This window comes from Pseudarthrobacter sp. NPDC092419, assembly GCF_044755045.1.
Classification (GTDB): domain Bacteria; phylum Actinomycetota; class Actinomycetes; order Actinomycetales; family Micrococcaceae; genus Arthrobacter.
Genome location: NZ_JBIVQF010000007.1, coordinates 128,898 through 148,008, shown reverse-complemented (window position 1 = coordinate 148,008; position 19,111 = coordinate 128,898). Strand labels below are relative to the sequence as shown.

Below are 19,111 nucleotides of genomic sequence, written 5' to 3'. Positions count from 1 at the left end.
GCTACTGATTCTAGTGCGGGCCCTTCCGGCCGAATAATCCGGCACCCGGCCGGCCCGGTCGTCAGGCGTCCGAAAGGTGGGCGATCGTCGCGGCCGCCCTGCGCTGGGCCGCCAGCGGAACGTCCTGGATGATGTCCGCAAGGAACGCGAAGCGGCGCAGCCACTGGCTCATTTGCCGCTCCGGCCGGGCATTGGCCCGCTTCCACCAGTCCGCGATGTCGCCCCAGCCCGGGGCCGCCAACGAACCGCCCACCTCCTGGACGGCCAGGGAGGCGCAGAGGTTGGCGAAGCGCAGCCTGTTCCCCAGTGGCCACCCCGCAAGGCTGCCGACAATGAACGCGGCATCGAAGCAGTCCCCGGCGCCGGTGGGGTCGTAGGCCTTGACGGGAAGCGAGGGCACCCACTCCTCCTCCCCAGTTTCGGAGTCCACCGCCATGGCACCCTGCGCGCCGAGGGTCACCACTGCAACGGGAACCCGGTCCGCGAGCGCGTACAGGGCGCTCCAGGGATCGTCCTTTCCCGTGAACGCCATCGCCTCGCGCTGGTTGGGCAGGAACGCGTGGAAGTACTGGAGGTTGTCCAGCCGGACCGGCGCCCACTCGCCGCTGGGATCCCAGCCGACGTCCCCGAACAGCTTCACTCCGGCCTTGTGGGCGGCTTTGGCCCACGGTTCGATTTCCACCCCCACCTCCGCGATGCCGGCGAGCGTGGGCGGCGGCTCACCGATCAGCTCGGAGGACGTCACCGGGGCGGCGTGGCCGTGCGTGACCATGGAGCGGTCCCGATCCACGCAAAGCGAGACTGTCACCGGCGAATGCCATCCCGGGACGCGCCGCGACAAGCTCAGGTCCACGCGTTCCTGGGCGGAAAGGATCTTCCAGTTGAAATCCCCGTAGCCGTCATCGCCGAACGCCGCAGCCAGCCCCGTGCGCAGGCCCAGCCGTGCGGCTGCGATGGCCTGGTTGGCCACGCCGCCGGGGCAGCTGCCCATGCCGTCGCTCCAGATTTCGGTGCCGGGCTCCGGACCATGCGGCAGCCCGGTGAAGATGATGTCCTGGAACACGGTGCCGGCCAGCAGCAGGTCGAATCCATCCTGGCCCGCCGGGCGGACGCCGGCCAAGGGATCGAACGGGCGGGCTGGAATCGCGTCCATGTCCGGCACACTACGCCCTGCCGCGGACATCCGGTAGGGCCTGCCTTGCCCCGGGCCTAGACTGCTTCCTATGCGGCTTCTGATTGCAGGCGGCGGGGGTTTCCGGGTGCCCCTGATCTACCGGGCGCTGACGTCCGGACGCTTCGCGGGGCTGGCCTCGGAACTGGTGCTGTTCGACGTCGATCCCGCCCGGCTGGCGGCCATCCGCGCCGTCCTGGACAGCATGCCGGTGCCGGATCCCCGCCTGCGCGTCCGCACCACCACCAGCCTCCGGGAAGGGCTGACCGGGGCTGACATGGTGTTTGCCGCCATCCGGCCCGGCGGAACGGCCGGGCGGGTGGCGGATGAGTCCGTTGCCCGGGGCCTTGGCCTGCTGGGCCAGGAAACCACCGGCGCCGGCGGCATCTCGTACGCCCTCCGCACCATTCCTCACATGCTGGACCTCGCCCGGCAGATGAAGGAGATCTGTCCAGCGGCGTGGCTGATCAACTTCACCAACCCGGCCGGGATGGTCACGGAGGCACTGGTGCCGGTGCTTGGCCGCCGGGTCATCGGCATCTGCGATTCGGCGGGCGGGCTGGTGCACCGGGCGGCGCGGGCGGCCGGGGTGAAGCTTCCACCGGGAACGCTCGACGGCGTGGGCTACTACGGGCTGAACCACCTCGGCTGGCTTTACCGCCTGGAGTCGGGGGGCCTGGACGTGCTGCCCCGCCTTCTCGCCGACCCCGCTGCCCTCCAGTCCTTCGAAGAGGGCCGTCTCTTCCCCCAGCCGTTCCTGGCGGACCTGGGCGCACTGCCCAACGAGTACCTCTATTATTACTACCGGCTCGACGCCGCGCTGGAGTCCATGGACGCCATGCCGCAGACCCGCGGAGAAAGCATCCACGGGCAGCAGACGGACCTCTACCCGCGCCTGGCGGCGGCAGGCCCGGACGCCTACCGGTTATGGGAGGAGGCGCGCCGCTCCCGGGAGGAAGGCTATCTCGCGGAGGCACGCCGGGACGGGGAGCGCCGGAATGAAGAGGACCTGGCAGGAGGAGGCTACGAGCGGGTGGCCCTCGCTGCGATGGCCGCGTTGTCGGGGCGCGGCGAGGGCGGCCCCGGCGGGGCAGGCGCCGGCGGGGCACAGCTGATCCTCAACACGCGGAACGTCCTCGAACCGGCGGACCCGGCCACGGCGAACCAGGCCACCGCCCTGCCTGCCATTCCGGGTCTGCCGACGGACGCCGTCGTCGAACTTCCCTGCACGGTGACCCCCGACGGCGCCGCGCCCATCCCCCAGGCCGCCCCGCCGGAGGAACAGCTCAAGCTGCTGCGCGCCGTCAAAGACGTGGAGCGGCTCACGGTCCGTGCCGTGACGGAGGGCAACAGGGAAACCGCGTTCGAGGCCTTCGCCCGGCATCCCCTCGTGGGGTCGACGGACCTGGCAGCGCGTCTGCTGGCCGGGTACGAGGCCGCGTTCCCGGAGCTGGCGCGGCTGTGGGGCGGGTCAGGGGACGGCTGGGGGCGGCGGCCGGAAGCAGGTGGGGAGTAGTGTTTTATCGAACGCGCACTGACCCGGAGCCCGCGCCGTCCGGCGCCCGGAAGGAGGTCCCATGGCATTGATCCGCAGGGTCGCACTGCTTTCACTGCACACCTCCCCCATGGAACAGCCCGGATCCGGCGACGCGGGCGGCATGAACGTCTATATCCGCGAGCTTGCATCGTCGCTGGCGGAGGCGGGCGTGGAAGTGGAGATCTTCACCCGCGCCACCTCGGCCGGCCAGCCCGCCGTCGAACATCCCGACCCGGGCGTCTGTGTCCACAACGTCCTGGCGGGCCCGCCGCGCAAGGTTCCCAAGGAGGAGCTGCCGGGACTGCTGCACAGCATGGTCGCCGAAATCGAGCAAATCCGCCGCCGCCAGCCGCACGGCCGCTATGACGTCATCCACTCCCACTACTGGGTGTCCGGGATCGCCGGGCTGGAGCTGGCCGCCCTGTGGGGCGTGCCGCTGGTTCACACGATGCACACCATGGCCAAGGTCAAGAACCAGCTCCTCGAATCCGGCGAACAGCCCGAACCGCGGCGCCGGGAACTGGGCGAACACCGGATCGTTGACGGTGCCGCACGGCTCATTGCCAACACGAGCGCCGAGGCCGCGGAGCTTGTGTCACACTACGGCGCCGGATACGACCGCATTGATATCGCACCTCCCGGCGTTGACCTGGACACCTTCACCCCTGCCTTCCGCGCCCGGGCCAGGAAAGAGCACGGGGTCGGTGAGGACCAGTTCCACCTGGTTTTCGCTGGCCGGATCCAGCGGCTGAAGGGGCCCCAGGTGCTGGTCAAGGCCGCGGCAATCCTGCGCCGGCGCCGGCCGGACATCGACCTGCGCGTCACCATCCTCGGCTCGCTGAGCGGAAACAAGGAATTCAACCTGCGCTGCCTGATCGCCGAGGCAGGAATGGACGACGCCGTCACGCAGCTTCCGCCGGTCAAGGCGCCTGAGCTGGCGGCATGGTTCCGGGCGGCCGATGTTGTGGTGATGCCCTCTTTCAGCGAATCCTTTGGGCTGGTGGCGCTGGAAGCACAGGCCTGCGGGACCCCGGTGGTTGCCACCCGGGTGGGCGGCCTTTCGCGCGCCATCTTCCACGGCCGGACCGGCCTGTTGGTGGACGGGCATCACGCTGCCGACTGGGCGGACGCCCTTGAGGCGCTGTACGACGATCCCGAGACCCGCCGGGACATGGGGCGGGCTGCTGCGATCCGCGCGCAGAACTCCGGCTGGTCCCGCACAGCCGCCATCACGCTCGAAAGCTACCACGCCGCCGTCGACAACCATGTGGGGCCCCGCCTTGTACCGGCGGTCCCCGCGTCCTGACAGGAGAGCAATGCCCAGCCTTCCCACCGACCTGGAAATAGCGCGGACTGCGCGGATCCTTCCCATCGAGGACATTGCGGCCGCCGCGGGGGTCAACCCGGAGGCGGTGGAATACTACGGGCGGTACAAGGCGAAAATCGACCCCGCACGGCTGGTTGCGCCTGGCCCGCATGGAAAAGTGGTGCTGGTGTCGGCGGTCTCTCCCACCCCGGCGGGCGAAGGCAAGTCCACCACCACGGTGGGGCTCGCCGATTCGCTGGCCCGCGCCGGGCACAAGGTGATGATCGCGTTGCGCGAGCCGTCGCTGGGACCCGTCCTGGGAATGAAGGGCGGCGCCACCGGCGGGGGATACTCCCAAGTGCTGCCGATGGATGAGATCAACCTGCACTTCACCGGTGACTTCCACGCCATCACCTCCGCCAACAACGCGCTCATGGCTCTGGTGGACAACCACATCTACCAGGGCAATGCGCTGAACATCGACCCGCGGCGGATGACATTCAAACGCGTGCTGGACATGAACGACCGGGCCCTCCGCGAGGTGGTCATCGGGCTGGGCGGGCCCACGCAGGGTGTGCCGCGGCAGGACGGGTTCGACATCACCGTGGCATCCGAGATCATGGCGGTATTCTGCCTGGCCACGGACCTGGCGGACCTTCGCAGCCGTCTGGGCCGCATCACCTTCGGCTACACGTACGACCGCGCTCCTGTGACGGTGGCGGACCTCGGCGTGGAGGGCGCTCTGACATTGCTGTTGAAGGAGGCCATCAAGCCGAACCTGGTCCAGACCATCGCGGGTACCCCGGCGCTGGTCCATGGCGGGCCCTTCGCGAACATCGCCCACGGCTGCAACTCGCTGATTGCCACCCAGACGGCACGTCGGCTGGCGGACATCGTGGTCACCGAGGCGGGCTTCGGCGCGGACCTGGGCGCAGAAAAGTTCATGGACATCAAGGCGCGCTTCGGCGGCCTGGCTCCCTCCGCCGTGGTGGTGGTGGCCACCGTGCGGGCCCTGAAGATGCAGGGCGGGGCAGCCAAGGACCAGCTCACCACGCCGGACCTGTCAGCGCTCGAGGCCGGTGTCTGCAACCTGCAGCGGCACGTGCGCAACGTCGAAAAGTTCGGAGTGGTACCGGTGGTGGCCATCAATCGCTTCGGTTCGGACTCCCCCGAAGAACTCGACTGGCTCCTGGCATGGTGCGCCGCTGAGGGCGTCCCGGCCGCGGTGGCGGATGTCTGGGGCCGCGGCGGAGGCGGGGACGGCGGCGACGAACTCGCTGCCCTTGTGGCTGACGCCGTTTCGCGGCCGAACAACTTCCACCACCTGTACCCGCTGGAGCTTCCTGTGGAGGAAAAGATCCGCACCATCGTTCAGGAGGTATACGGCGCCGACGGCGTGGACTTCTCCGTGCCGGCGCTGAAGCGGCTCGCGGAAATCGAACGGAACGGCTGGGGCGGGCTCCCCGTCTGCATGGCCAAGACCCAGTATTCGTTCACGGACGACGCCACCCGGCTCGGCGCCCCCAAGGGCTTCACCATCCACGTCCGCGATCTGCTGCCCAAGACCGGGGCCGGGTTCATCGTGGCGCTGACCGGTGCGGTGATGACCATGCCCGGGCTTCCAACCACCCCCGCCGCGATGCGCATGGACGTGGACGCGGAAGGCAACCCGGTAGGCCTCGCCTGACGCCGCCTCCCGCCATCCAACCCTCTCTCACCTAACGCCGCCTCCCCACCAACCCTCTCTCACCTAACCCCTTCTCCCCACCAACCCTCTCTCACCTAACAGTTTGCGCCACATCTGCCTGTGGATAACTCCTGCAGGGTTGTGGCATTTCGGGCACAATGCCAGCATGCGACAGCCAACCATCTTGCCAGGAGCGCTGGCCTCCGCGCCGTTCACATTCGACTCCGCGAGGATTGCCGGTGTCACACCGGGCCGGTTGCGCCGGAAGGATGTGATCAACGTCAGCCGGGGACTCTACCGTCCCGCTGGCTGGGATTTCGACCTCGAAGATGCTGCCCGGGCACTGTCCGAGACCTCCCCCGGTGCTTGGATATCGCATGTCACAGCCGCCAGGATTCGGTGCCAGCTATTGCCACCCTGGCTCTCCGATACCACGGAGCTTCACTTGAGCAAGCCCCGTTCACTGCCGGCGGCCAGACGGAAGGGCGTTTTCGGCCACACTGTCGTGGCTCACTCGAACGAAGTCGAACAGGTGGATGGCATCCGCCTGAGCACCCGCTCCCGCACGTGGCTCGATATGGCCCGGATTTTGCCGCTGCATAATCTTGTGGCCATGGGCGATGAGCTCATTCGCATGCCCCGCCTCGCCTTCGAAGCAAGATCGAAGCCTTACGACACGATCGCCGGGCTGCGTGAAATGGTGGCCCGGCATCCGAACCTCCAGGGCGTTGTGCGGGCCCGTGAAGCGCTCGAGCTCATGCGCATAGGGGCCGACTCAGCGCCCGAGTCCCTGCTCCGCCTTGCGATGGTCGACGCCGGGCTGCCGGAACCCGAACTCCAGGTGCTGTTGCGCGCGGGAGATGACCGGTCGCCGTCGGCCGATATTGGTTACCGCCATCGCCGGCTTGCGATCCAGTACGACGGCGGACATCACCTCGTTGCCGAACAGATACTCAGCGATCGGCGACGGGATAAGAGCTTTGAAGCGGCGGGGTGGACCGTGCTGGTTTTCGGCAAGGACGATCTCGCGGACAATTTCGACGGCGCAGTGTCAAAAATCAAGCGGGCACTGCGGACGTGCTGGCTCGACCACCCCCTGGCAACGGGCTTCGCCGGACAGCAGCTGAGGGAGCGTCCCGCAACAACCGGCATCAAGTGAGAGAGCGTTGGGAGGGATGCGGCGTTAAGTGAGAGAGCGTAGCGGCTGAACCCTCCGCAGCCGCATTCCGGTCATTAAACCCTTGACGCTCCCCCATCAAAGAATGAGAGAGCGTCCAGGGGCGGGGTTTAGCGCTCCAGGTCTCCGCGGATGAAGGCCTCGACCTTTTCACGGGCGAGGTCGTCGTTGAACTGCTCCGGCGGGGACTTCATGAAGTAGCTCGACGCCGAGAGCAGCGGGCCGCCGATGCCGCGGTCCAGGCCGATCTTAGCGGCACGGATTGCATCGATGATCACGCCGGCAGAGTTCGGTGAATCCCAGACCTCCAGCTTGTACTCCAGCGACACGGGAGCGTCACCGAAGTTGCGGCCTTCCAGCCGGACGAAGGCCCACTTGCGGTCATCGAGCCACTGGACGTAGTCGGAGGGGCCGATGTGCACGTCCTTGGCGGCCAGCTCGGCTTCGACGTTGGAGGTCACGGCCTGCGTCTTGGAGATTTTCTTGGACTCGAGACGGTCGCGCTCCAGCATGTTCTTGAAGTCCATGTTGCCGCCGACGTTCAGCTGGTAAGTGCGGTCCAGGGTGACGCCGCGGTCTTCGAAGAGCTTGGCCATGACGCGGTGCGTGATGGTGGCACCGATCTGGCTCTTGATGTCGTCACCGACGATGGGCACCCCGGCAGCGGTGAACTTGTCAGCCCACTCCTTGGTGCCGGCGATGAAGACGGGCAGGGCGTTGACGAATGCAACGCCGGCGTCGAGGGCAGCCTGGGCGTAGAACTCGGCGGCGTCCTGGGAACCGACGGGCAGGTAGCACACCATGACGTCGACCTTGGCGTCCTTGAGTGCCTGGACCACGTCTACGGGCTCTTCGGTGGATTCCTCAATGGTCTCCAGGTAGTACTTGCCCAGGCCGTCAAGGGTGTGGCCGCGCTGGACGGTGACGCCGGTGGGCGGCACATCCGCGATCTTGATGGTGTTGTTTTCGCTGGCGAGGATGGCGTCGGCGAGGTCGTTGCCCACCTTCTTGCCGTCGACGTCAAATGCGGCGACGAACTCCACGTCACCCACGTGGTACTGGCCAAACTCAACGTGCATCAGGCCCGGAATCGTGGCCTTGGGGTCAGCGTCCCGGTAGTAGTGGACGCCCTGGACCAGCGAAGCGGCACAGTTTCCTACGCCGACGATAGCAACACGGATCGGATGTGAAGACACGGAACTCCTTTGAGGACAAACGTCAGCCCGCCGGATCCTGCCGAGGAATAAAGTACGACGGCGGCCGGCCGGCACGGCGCCGCGCGGCGCCTTTTCATACTACCCAACTGAGCGGGGCCGGGGATTGTTCCCCCGGCCCCGCTCCGTAACATCAATGAGCGCTCAGCCCGGCTGCTTCCAGAGGTTGATGTCCGACTCCACCGCGAACTCGTCGATGGCCGTCAGTTCCTCTGCCGTGAAGGACAGGTTGTTGATGGCGGACAACGAATCCTCAAGCTGGCGGACGCTGGAGGCACCCACCAGGGCCGAAGTGACGGGCGAACCCTTTGGCTGGTCCCGCAGGATCCAGGCGATCGCCATCTGCGCCAGCGTCTGGCCGCGGCTTTCGGCGATACGGCTCAGCCCGCGGACCCGGTCCAGTTTCTCGTCGGTAATGGAGTCCTGGGCCAGGGACCGGCCCTTCGCGGCCCGTGAGTCGGCGGGGATGCCGTTGAGGTAGCGGTCCGTGAGCATGCCCTGGGCCAGCGGGGAGAACGCGATGGAGCCTGCTCCCACTTGGTCCAGTGCTTCGTACAGGTTGGGCATGCCGTCCTCAGTCCAGCGGTTCAGCATGGAGTAGCTGGGCTGGTGGATCAGCAGCGGCGTGCCGAGCTCTTTCAGGATCCGGGCGGCCTCCAGGGTCTGCTCCGGCGTGTAGGACGAGATACCGGCGTAGAGGGCCTTGCCGGACCGGACGGCCTGATCCAGGGCGCCCATCGTCTCCTCCATGGGTGTCTCAGGATCCGGCCGGTGGCTGTAGAAGATGTCCACATAGTCCAGCCCCATGCGCTGCAGGGACTGATCCAGGCTGGACAGCAAGTACTTCCTGGAGCCCCACTCGCCGTAGGGTCCCGGCCACATGAGGTAGCCGGCCTTCGTGGAGATGACCAGTTCGTCCCGGTACCGCTTGAAGTCGTCCCGCAGGTGGCGGCCGAAGTTCGTCTCCGCGGATCCCGGTGGCGGACCGTAGTTGTTGGCCAGGTCGAAGTGGTTTACGCCGAGGTCGAAGGCACGGCGCAGGATCTCGCGCTGCACCTCGAAGGGCATGTCGTCGCCGAAGTTGTGCCACAGGCCCAGCGAGATGGCTGGGAGGCGCAACCCGCTGCGGCCCACGCGGCGGTAGGGCATGGTGTCATAGCGGTTCTCCGCTGCTGAATAAGTCATACGTTCTATCCTGTCAGGCTCGTGGTGAGGATCACGGCACTCCAAGGCGCCAGCTCGGCGGTGTCGGCGTTCAGGCCGGAACCAACGTCGGTTGCCAGGAGCACCCGGCCAGCGCCGTCCAGCCGGATCTTGGCGTCGGAGAAGTTGATCAGCACCTCAACGCTCCCGCGCCTGAACCGCAGCCAGTGCGCGTCGTCGTCGTACGTGACGTCCGTCTCCGCGAACCCGCCGCGGGCAAGGTCCGGATGCTGCCGCCGCAGGGCGGTCAATGAGCGGTAGAGCTCCAGCAGCCGGGCGTGGTCGCCGGTCTCCGCCTCCGCCCAGTCCAGCGTGGAGCGCCGGAACGTTTCCGGATCCTGGGGATCGGGTACGACGGCGGGATCCCACCCCATGCGCTCAAACTCCCGGATACGCCCTTCCGCGGTAGCCCGTCCGAGCTCAGCTTCCGGATGGGAGGTGAAGAACTGCCAGGGGGTGGTGGCCCCGTACTCCTCGCCCATGAACAGCATCGGCGTGAACGGCGAGGTCAGCGTGAGCACGGCGGCCACCGCAAGCTGGCCATAGGAAAGCGACTGTGATAGCCGGTCCCCCGTGGCGCGGTTGCCGATCTGGTCGTGGTTCTGGCTGCAGACCACCAGCGCCGACGGGTGCACCAGGGAGGTGTTGATGGGCCGCCCGTGGTGCCGGCCGCGGAAGCTGGAGTAGCTGCCGTCGTGCAGAAACCCGTCCCGCAGGACCTTCGCAAGCACCCCCAGGGAGGAGAAGTCGGCGTAGTACCCGGTGGTTTCGCCGCTGACGTTCACGTGGACCGCATGGTGGAAGTCATCGCTCCACTGCCCCGCCAGCCCGTAGCCGTTGACATCGCGCGGGTAAAGCAGGCGCGGGTTGTTCAGGTCCGATTCGGCGATGAGCGTCTTCGGCAGCCCCGTCTCCGCGGCCACCGCGTCGCCCAGCGCGCCCAGGTCCTCGAGGATGTGCACGGCCCGCTCGTCGCGCAGCGCGTGCACCGCATCGAGCCGCAGCCCGTCCACGTGGTAGTCGCGCAGCCACAGCGCGGCGTTGCCCAGGATGTACTCCCGCACCACGTCCGAGCCGGGCCCGTCCAGGTTCACCGAGTCGCCCCACGTGTTCGCGTCCCCCTGCTTCAGGTACGGCCCGAACCGGGGAAGGTAGTTGCCGCTGGGACCCAGGTGGTTGTAGACCACATCCTGGATAACACCCAACCCGGCACCGTGCGCGGCGTCCACGAAACGCTGGTATGCCGCCGGGCCGCCGTAGCCTTCATGCACCGCGTACCACTGGACGCCGTCGTAGCCCCAGTTGTGGGTTCCGTTGAACCCGTTCACCGGCAGGAGTTCCACGAAGTCGACGCCCAGATCCGCCAAGTACCCGAGCTTTTCCGCAGCGGCATCCAGCGTCCCCTCGGGCGTGAACGTGCCGATGTGCAGCTCGTATATCACCGAGCCCTGCAGGTCCTTGCCGCGCCAGCCGGAGTCCTGCCAGGCGTGGGCGGCCTGGTCGAAGGTCCTGGACAGGCCATGGATTCCGGACGGCACCCGCCGGGACCGGGGGTCAGGCAGCGGCTGGCTGTCGCCGTCCAGCAGGTAGCCGTAGTCCAGTTCGCCCTGCGCAGGGGCGTCGGCGGCGGTCCACCACCCTTCCGCGCCGGGCGCAGGCTCCCTGCGCGTCATCGGATATTCCCGGCCGCCGGCCAGCAACACGACAGACGAAGCCTCCGGCGCCCACACGTCGAAACGTCCGGGCCCGCTGTTTTCCACGGTCATCCTTGTTCCCCTTCCACCGGCACCAGCAGCGCCACCGGGTAGGTACCCAGCACGTCCGCCACGCTAACGGCGCCGGGCCCGTGCACGGCACCGGTCAGTTCGTCACGCATTACAGCGGAAAGCACGACGGCGGTATCCCGCCATCCGCCCGCCGCCTCCAGTCCCGCCGGGAGCCGGGTAGCCAGGGTCAGCGCCCCGGGAGCTCCGTCGCCCCGCGAGAATCCGAGCAGGTGCCCGGCGGCGGCTCCGGTGGCACGCACGGGGGCGTACCCCTGGAACAGCTCCGGCCGGTCCCTGCGCACCCGGAGTGCCCGCGAGGTGACCAGGAGCTTGGCAGGTTCCGTGCCGGACGCCGGCAACGTCCCGCCGTCGAGCTTCTCCAGCTCCGCCTGCCGGACCGCAAAATCCACCGGGCGCCGGTTATCCGGGTCGGTCAGCGAACGCTCCCAGAATTCACTGCCCTGGTAGACGTCCGGGACGCCGGGCATGGTGAGCTGGACCAGCTTGGCGGCCAGCGAGTTGGACGCCGCGTAGGCATCGATACGCGCCACGAAGTCCTCGATCACCGTGGCGACGCGGCCGTCGTCGAACGCTGCATCCACCGCGCCCCGGACGCGGGACTCGAAGTCCTCGTCCGGATTAGTCCAGGTGGTGGAGTTGCCGGCCTCGCGGGCTGCCTTTTGGGCGTAGCCCTGCAGCCGCTCCCGGCTCGCGGGCCAGGCTCCGATGACGGCCTGCCAGAGCAGGTTCTCGTACGGTCCGTCGGGAATCGGCGCGAGCTGCCGCAGGGAAGCGAGCGTGCCGGCCCATTCGTCCGGCAGTTCCGCAAGGACGGAAATCCGGGCCCGGGCGTCCTCGCTGCGCTTGGTGTCGTGCGTGGACAGCGTGGTCATGGACAGCGGCAGTTCGGCCTGGCGCCGGGCCATCCGCTGGTGGAATTCGTCCGGGGCTACGGCGAACTCGGTGGGTTCGGCACCCACCTCGGTCAGGGTTCCCAGGCGGGTGTAGCGGTAGAACGCGGTGTCCTCCACGCCCTTGGCCATGACCATGCCTGAGGTCTGCTGGAACCGCACCGCAATGGGGTTGGCAGGGTCCAGCAGCAGCGGCAGGAGGGTTCCCACGGCCACCTCCAGGTCCGGCCGGTGCGCGGCTGCGGATTCGCACGCCTCCTTGAGGACCTCCGCACCCGTGGGCAGGTAGGTCCGGTATACCGGGAAAGAGGCGATGATCTCGGCGATGGCATCCGCGGCGTCTTCAATGGCGAGGCCATGTGATTCCGGCACCAGACGGGCCAGGCGCAGGACCTCGGAGCGGAGGATGCCGTCGGCGATCATGCGCTTGGTGCCCCGGATCATCTCTGCATAGTCGGCCGACGCAGTTCCGCGCAGCGAAGCGTCCAGCGCATCCAGGGCGGCCTCCCCCGCCGGATCGACGAACACCCGGTCCACGTCCGCGAGCGCGTCGTAGCCGGTGGTGCCCTCTGTGGCGAACTCGCCCGGCAGGGACTCCCCCGGTTCCAGGATCTTCTCCACCAGCACGTACGCTCCGCCGGTCAGGTCCTTGAGCCAGCGCAGGTAGCCGGCGGGGTCTGCCAGCCCGTCCGGGTGGTCCACGCGGAGGCCGTCCACGAGCCCCTCGCGGAACCAGCGTCCCACCTCGGCGTGCGCTTCCTCGAAGACGTGCGGTTCCTCCACCCGGATCCCGGCCAGGGTGGTCACGGCGAAGAAGCGGCGGTAGTTCAGCTCGGAGTCGGCCCGGCGCCAGTCCATCAGCTCATAATGCTGGCGGTTGTGCACGTCCCGGGGTGAATCGCCCTCGGTATACGTGCCGGGGGCGATCGGGAACCGGTGGTCGTAGTAGCGCAGCTCACCATCCACGACTTCCAGCTTGTCCAGGTCGTCATCCGAGCCGAGCATCGGCAGCCGGATCCGTCCCCCTCCCAGGTCCCAGTCGACGTCGAACGCGTCGGCGTACGGCGACTCCCGCCCCTCCCTCAGCAGGGACCACCACCAGGGGTTCTGCGGCGGCGAGGCAACGCCCACGTGGTTGGGGACGATGTCCACCAGGACGCCCATCCCGTGTTCGCGTGCGGCACGGGACAGCGCCACCAGGCCCTCGGGCCCGCCGCGTTCCGGGTCCACGGCGGACGGGTCGGTCACGTCGTAGCCGTGGTCCGAGCCCTGCTCCGCCGTAAGGATCGGCGACAGGTACACCCAGTCCGCCCCGAGCGACTTCAGGTAGGGGACCGTGGCCGCGGCGTCGAACAGGGTGAAGCCGCGGCGGATCTGGAGCCGGTAGGTGGATGCAGGCACCCTCACTTGGCGTCTGCCTTCCGCGCGCCCACCTTGGTGGTCTTGCCCGGTTCAGCCACCACCGGGGTGCTGATGGATTCGGCCTCGCTGGTGGTGGACTGCGTCAGGGCGGCCAGGGACGCGGCCACCGAGTGGTCCGGCTCCACCTCTTCCACGGTGTGTGCCCGCAGCACCACCAGGGACTTGGCTTCCACCGGAAGCGGCTCCCCCGCGGCCACCGGCTGGGTGTCGGCGTTCTGCCCGGCGGTATCGATCATGACGTCCCATGCGGGAGCGTACTCGTCGGGCGGCAGGGTGAACTTCACCGTGTCATCGTGGGCGTTGAAGTACAGCAGGAAGTTCACGTCGGTGATCCTGCGGCCGCGGCTGTCCTTGCCCTGGATGCCGTCACCATTAAGGAACACGCCGACGGACCGGCCAAAGCCGCTGTCCCAGGCTTCCGGCTTCATGGTTTCGCCGGACGGGTCCAGCCAGACGATGTCCGGCAGCCGCTCGCCTTCGCCGCGGAGCACCGGACGGCCGTCGAAGAACCTGCTCCGACGGAACGTGGGGTGCTTGGCGCGCAGCGCGTTGACGGCCGCGGTGAACTCCACCAGCGGCTGGTCGATGTTGTCCCAGTTCATCCAGGTCAGCTCTGAGTCCTGGCAGTAGCCATTGTTGTTGCCCTGCTGGGTGCGGCCCATCTCGTCGCCGTGCAGCAGCATGGGCACGCCCTGGGACAGGAGCAGCGAGGCGATGAAGTTGCGCTGCTGGCGGGCCCGGAGCGCCAGGACCGACGGATCGTCGGTGGGCCCCTCCGCGCCGCAGTTCCAGGAGCGGTTGTGGGATTCGCCGTCGTTGTTGTCCTCGCCGTTGGCTTCGTTGTGCTTCTCGTTGTAGGACACCAGGTCCGCCAGGGTGAAGCCGTCGTGTGCGGTGACGAAGTTGATCGACGCCACGGGACGCCGGCCGGAGTGCTCATAGAGGTCCGCGGAGCCGGTGATGCGGGAAGCGAACTCGCCGAGGGTGGCGGGCTCGCCGCGCCAGAAGTCCCGGACGGTGTCGCGGTACTTGCCGTTCCATTCCGTCCACTGCGGCGGGAAGTTACCCACCTGGTAGCCGCCCGGCCCCACGTCCCAGGGCTCGGCGATGAGCTTGACCTGCGAGACCACCGGGTCCTGCTGGATGAGTTCAAAGAAGGTGGAGAGCTTGTCCACGTCGTAGAACTCTCGGGCCAAGGTGGAGGCCAGGTCGAAGCGGAAACCGTCCACGTGCATCTCGGTGACCCAGTAGCGCAGCGAGTCCATGATGAGCTGCAGGGAGTGCGGGTGCCGAACGTTGAGGGAGTTGCCCGTGCCCGTGTAGTCCATGTAGTGCTTTTCGTCGCCGTCCATGAGCCGGTAGTAGGCGGCGTTGTCGATGCCCTTGAAGGACAGCGTGGGACCCAGGTGGTTGCCCTCGGCGGTGTGGTTATAGACCACATCCAGGATGACTTCGATCCCGGCCTTGTGCAGGGATCGGACCATCGCCTTGAAATCCTGGACCTGCTGGCCGGTGTCGCCTGTGGAGCTGTAGGTGTTCTGCGGCGCGAAGAAGCCGATGGTGTTGTAGCCCCAGTAGTTTTTCAGGCCCTTGTCCTCCAGTGTGCCGTCATTGACGAACTGGTGGACGGGCATCAGCTCAATGGCAGTGACGCCCAGCTTTTGGAGGTGTGCGATGACAGCGGGGTGTGCCACGCCCGCATAGGTCCCGCGCTGTTCCTCGGGAATTTCGGGGTGCAGCTGGGTGAGTCCCTTGACGTGGGCTTCGTAGATGACGGACTGGTGGTAGGGGATCCGGAGGTTCTGGTCGCCGTCCCAGTCGAAGAACGGGTTGATGACGACGCCCATCATCATGTGCTTGGCGGAATCCGCGTCATTGATGGAGTCGGGCTCGCCCAGGTTGTAGGTGAACAGCGCCGGGTCCCAGTCGATCTGGCCGTGCACGGCCTTCGCGTACGGATCCAGAAGGAGTTTGTTGGGGTTGAAGCGGTTCCCGGAGGTGGGATCGTACGGGCCGTGGACCCGGTAGCCGTATTTCTGGCCCGGCTGGACCTGCGGGATGTAGCAGTGCCAGACGTACCCGTCCACTTCATCCAGGGTGATGCGGGTTTCCACGAGGTCGTCGTCGAAGAGGCAGAGTTCCACTTTCTCGGCGCGTTCGCTGAACAGGGCGAAGTTCGTGCCCGTTCCGTTGTACGTGGCACCCAGGGGATAAGCCGATCCAGGCCAGACTTCCATCATGCTCCTCTTTATTGTTCGGCAGCCGAAGGTCCGGGACCTCCAGCTGCCGATGCGAACCTCTGCCTACCGTAGCCGCTGCCCCCGACTATGACGCTCCGGGAAGCCAACGCTACTAAGCATGCTGACTTTACCCCAGGCATCGGGTATTGCGTCGGCAATTACGCCAGCAGTGATCGGCCCGCCCCACCGCGCTTCCGACGCCGACCTCCCCGCCAGCCCGTGCAGCGCCGCTCCCAGCGCGGCAATCGCCGCCCAATGTTCGTCCGGGTCGATGCCCGCGTCACGGAAGCGTCCGACGTCGGACCCCACCTGGGCGAGCAGCGCACCGATGACGCCGGCCAGGACGTCCCCGCTGCCGGCCGTGGCGAGCCACGGCGTGCCGTCCGACTGGCTGTAGAAATCCTGGAAGGGCGAAGCGACAAGGGTGGTGGCGCCTTTGAGCAGGACGGTCGCCTCGGTGAGGCCGGCGGCGCGGCGGACGGCGGCAAGCGTTCCCGCCTCCACTGCCTCGCGGCCGGTGTCCGCGCCGAGCCGCGTCAGGAGAGCGGCCAGTTCACCTGCGTGCGGGGTCAGCACCACCTGCGGCGCGAGGATGTCGGGCAGCGCCGGCAGCGCCCCGGCGTCGGCCACTATTGGCAGGCCGGACGCGACGGCGTCGCGGGCGCGCTTGAGCTGTTCGTGGTCCCCCGGGCCCATCCCGGAGCCCACCAGCCAGGCCTGGACCCGGTTGTCTGCGACTGACCCTGTGCTGCAGACGACCTCGGGACAGGACTGGCGCACCAGGTCCGCGACAGCGGGAGGCCCAAGGTAGCGGACCATGCCCGCCCCGGCGGCCAGTGCGCCGCGGCAGGCCAGGACCGCGGCGCCGGGATAGTCGGCGGAACCGGCCACTATGCCGAGCACGCCGCGGGAGTATTTGTGGGCGCGCCGGGGCGGACTGGGCAGGAGGGCGCCAAGGTCTTCCGGGTCCAGTCTGCGGAGAGAGGGCATGGGCAAGTACTTTTCGATGCCGATGGGCACCACTTGCACCCGGCCCGCGTAGTCCGCACCGGGGTCGGCGAGCAAGCCGGCTTTGGCCGCGCCGAAGGTGACGGTCAGGTCCGCGGGCAGGACAGGCCCGGCTGCTTCGCCGGTGTCCGCGTCCACTCCGCTGGGCAGGTCGCAGGCCACAACGAGCCCCGGGCGGTGAGCCGCGAGCAGGGCGGTGGCCAGGTCGGCGGCACTCCCCCGAAGGCCGCCCCGGGCGCCGGTCCCCATCACGGCATCGATGACGACGTCGGCGCCCGCGGCTTCCGCGGCGAGCTTCGGCAGCGTCTCCGGCGCCAGGCGGTGCACCCGGCCCCCGGCCCGTTCGAAGGCAGCGAGGGCGTCGGTGTGGGCGCCGTCGGAGGTGAGTACCGCCGTCGTCCGCATGCCCCTGCCCGCGAGTAAAGCGGCGGCGAAGAGGCCATCGCCGCCGTTGTTGCCTTTACCGGTGAGCACCACGACGCGGGCACCGTAAAGACGGCGGCCGCGGGTCCGAAGTTCGTTGATGATGCCGGCGGCGAGGCCATGGGCGGCGCGCTGCATGAGGACACCGCCCAGACCGGCGGCGAGGAGTGGTTCCTCGGCCGTCCGGACCTGCGTTCCGGTGTACGCGCTGATCATCGTGCCGGTTCCCCGCGCGGGCGGCTTAGCGCTCGGCCACGACCATCGCGGTGGCGATCCCGCCGTCGTGGCTCATGGACAGGTGCCAGCGCTTGACTCCCTTGGCCTCGGCGACGGCCAGGACGGTGCCTTTGACCTGGAGGGTGGGCCCGTTTTCGTCCAGGCCGATCCAGCAGTCCTGCCAGTTCATCCCGGCAGGGGCGCCCAGGACCTTGGCCACGGCTTCCTTGGCGGCGAACCGGGCGGCGAGGGACCGCGTGTGCAGGTCCCGCTCTGCCGGCACGAACAGCCGGTCCCGGAGTCCCGGCGTCCGCTCCAACTGCCGGCCGAACCGCTCGATGTCTACAACGTCTACGCCAATGCCTACGATCATGCGGCTTATTCTACGGTGACGTTTCTGACGGAAGCCGCCACGGCCACATCTCAGCGGCGAACAAACAAGACCGCCGCGGGCTCGGCCGAGGTCAACTTCCACTCGGGGCTGTTCCGCAACCGTTGCGCCAGCCCCCCATCGGGATGAACCAGCACACAGCCTGCACCAGCAAGTCCTTGGTCTGGGTCGACGCGGCCGGTGGCCACCCGGGCTGATTGTCTGACTGCGTCCGCCCCGTAGAGGTCATTCCGCGAATCGATGGAAACCCGGACATCAGGCCGTTGCAGGACGACCAGGCCGCCCAGTCGGTAGTCATTGAACAACGTGCAACCGGAGGGGATGGCTTTGACCGCCGCGTCCGGAAAATGCGTGGGATCCGGCCGGCCGAAGTAGGGAAAGTTAATTAGCGCGGCTCCATAGACGAACGACAGCAGAACAACCGCGCCCGTGGAAATCATTCTGCTCCGGCTGCAGAGATAGCGGAGGACAGCACCACGGGACATGGCTGCAGCTAACACGGGCAATGCCAGCAAGACCAGGATCGGGAGAATACGCATGGCGGCCACAGATCCGGCTGCGCTCACCGCCAAGGCTCCACAAAGGACCGGGTCACGCCGCTTGGCTGCAATGGCCAGATCCAACAGGCCTATCGCAAACAGCACGAGTTGGAGGGGGTCCGCCGGATTAAGTGCCTGCCACTCGGTGATGTCTGCTGACTCAGCCTTGACCTGCACCGTCTGGGCCAGCAGACCGGTTCCATAAGGGTTGACCATGGCGCCGATGAAAATCACCACCGCAGCAGCGAAAAGCCACCCGGCCCGCCGACGCGTCCGCGTCCCCAGAAGTGCCAACAGGCCACTGGTACCAGCGATCGCCACGCCGAGCAGGGCAGCCGCATGCAGGTTCACCCAAAGGACCGTCAGAACACCGACGGCAAGGAGCAACCACCCAGGCCTGCGCCCGTCGAGCAACCTCCGCAGCAAGACAGCAAGCGCAAGCACTGACACATAATCTACAAGCTGGGGTCGCGCCGACAGGTAAAGCATCAACAGCGGCGCCCCGGCCAACAGAACGACGGCGGACGGCAGCGGAGCCGCACCCAACTCGCGGGCCAGATACAGAAGCAATCCGCCGATTGCCGCGACCAGGCATGCCGCGATGAAAGCCACCCCAGCCAGGCCAGCCGCTTCATACCCAAGGCCGACCAGAACATTAAACGCCCAGGAGTTGAGCGTCCAGGGTTTCCCCGCGGCCGTCCATGAGAAGGGATCCACGAGGGGAAGACGACCTTCCGTCATCGTCCATAAACCGGTCCGAACTTGCCAGAACGTGTCCGATTCGGCGAGGTTCTCCGAGCGGATAATCGCGTACGGCAAAAATGCCAGCCACGCAAGAATCCAGGGCCTGAGGCGCGCCTTCAAGTCGCCGCCGGCCGTCCGGCGGCTGCCGCTCCCACG

At 67.7% G+C, this 19,111-nt stretch carries 13 protein-coding genes; 4 read left to right on the top strand and 9 right to left on the bottom strand.

The window, feature by feature from the left end; genetic code table 11:
• Positions 1-61: 61 nt before the first annotated feature.
• Positions 62-1,153, bottom strand: coding sequence for a carbohydrate kinase family protein (locus ACIQC0_RS12530; RefSeq protein ID WP_400535262.1), 1,092 nt, complete (start codon positions 1,151-1,153; stop codon positions 62-64).
• A 70-nt stretch (positions 1,154-1,223) separates the two neighbouring features.
• On the opposite strand from ACIQC0_RS12530, the gene ACIQC0_RS12525 reads away from it, so the two are divergent.
• The 4 genes from ACIQC0_RS12525 to ACIQC0_RS12510 all read left to right on the top strand — a co-directional run bounded on the left by ACIQC0_RS12525 (position 1,224) and on the right by ACIQC0_RS12510 (position 6,860).
• A complete protein-coding gene (locus tag ACIQC0_RS12525; protein WP_400535260.1) occupies positions 1,224-2,687 on the top strand; it encodes a 6-phospho-beta-glucosidase in 1,464 nt (487 codons plus the stop codon).
• Positions 2,688-2,748: 61 nt separating this feature from the next.
• A complete protein-coding gene (gene mshA / locus ACIQC0_RS12520; RefSeq protein ID WP_400535258.1) occupies positions 2,749-4,014 on the top strand; it encodes a D-inositol-3-phosphate glycosyltransferase in 1,266 nt (421 codons plus the stop codon).
• 10 nt (positions 4,015-4,024) lie between these two features.
• A complete protein-coding gene (locus tag ACIQC0_RS12515) occupies positions 4,025-5,701 on the top strand; it encodes a formate--tetrahydrofolate ligase (protein WP_377214720.1) in 1,677 nt (558 codons plus the stop codon).
• A 166-nt stretch (positions 5,702-5,867) separates the two neighbouring features.
• A complete protein-coding gene (locus ACIQC0_RS12510) occupies positions 5,868-6,860 on the top strand; it encodes a DUF559 domain-containing protein (RefSeq protein WP_400535256.1) in 993 nt (330 codons plus the stop codon).
• 128 nt (positions 6,861-6,988) lie between these two features.
• Here the strand turns inward: ACIQC0_RS12510 and ACIQC0_RS12505 are convergent, their stop codons facing one another.
• The 8 genes from ACIQC0_RS12505 to ACIQC0_RS12470 form a co-directional block, all read right to left on the bottom strand.
• Positions 6,989-8,074 carry an inositol-3-phosphate synthase gene (locus tag ACIQC0_RS12505; RefSeq protein WP_400535254.1) on the bottom strand — a complete coding sequence of 362 codons (1,086 nt, stop codon included), beginning with the start codon at positions 8,072-8,074 and terminating at the stop codon, positions 6,989-6,991.
• A gap of 162 nt (positions 8,075-8,236) precedes the next feature.
• Positions 8,237-9,277 (bottom strand): L-glyceraldehyde 3-phosphate reductase, encoded by a 1,041-nt coding sequence (mgrA, locus tag ACIQC0_RS12500; protein WP_400535252.1) that lies wholly within the window; start codon positions 9,275-9,277, stop codon positions 8,237-8,239.
• A gap of 5 nt (positions 9,278-9,282) precedes the next feature.
• The gene (treZ, locus tag ACIQC0_RS12495) at positions 9,283-11,061 is read right to left on the bottom strand and encodes a malto-oligosyltrehalose trehalohydrolase (RefSeq protein WP_400535250.1); all 1,779 of its coding nucleotides are present in this window, start codon (positions 11,059-11,061) and stop codon (positions 9,283-9,285) included.
• Positions 11,058-13,379 carry a malto-oligosyltrehalose synthase gene (gene treY, locus ACIQC0_RS12490; protein ID WP_400535248.1) on the bottom strand — a complete coding sequence of 774 codons (2,322 nt, stop codon included), beginning with the start codon at positions 13,377-13,379 and terminating at the stop codon, positions 11,058-11,060. The genes treZ and treY overlap by 4 nt, the downstream gene beginning before the upstream one ends.
• Complete coding sequence (gene glgX, locus ACIQC0_RS12485) at positions 13,376-15,631, bottom strand: glycogen debranching protein GlgX (protein WP_400535246.1); 2,256 nt, start codon at positions 15,629-15,631, stop codon at positions 13,376-13,378. The genes treY and glgX overlap by 4 nt, the downstream gene beginning before the upstream one ends.
• Positions 15,632-15,697: 66 nt before the next feature.
• On the bottom strand, positions 15,698-17,281 hold the full coding sequence (locus ACIQC0_RS12480; protein ID WP_400535244.1) for an NAD(P)H-hydrate epimerase: 1,584 nt from the start codon (positions 17,279-17,281) through the stop codon (positions 15,698-15,700).
• Positions 17,282-17,306: 25 nt separating this feature from the next.
• On the bottom strand, positions 17,307-17,654 hold the full coding sequence (locus ACIQC0_RS12475) for a holo-ACP synthase (protein WP_377214712.1): 348 nt from the start codon (positions 17,652-17,654) through the stop codon (positions 17,307-17,309).
• Positions 17,655-17,704: 50 nt separating this feature from the next.
• The gene (locus ACIQC0_RS12470) at positions 17,705-19,075 is read right to left on the bottom strand and encodes a hypothetical protein (RefSeq protein WP_400535242.1); all 1,371 of its coding nucleotides are present in this window, start codon (positions 19,073-19,075) and stop codon (positions 17,705-17,707) included.
• Between the last annotated feature and the right edge of the window lie 36 nt (positions 19,076-19,111).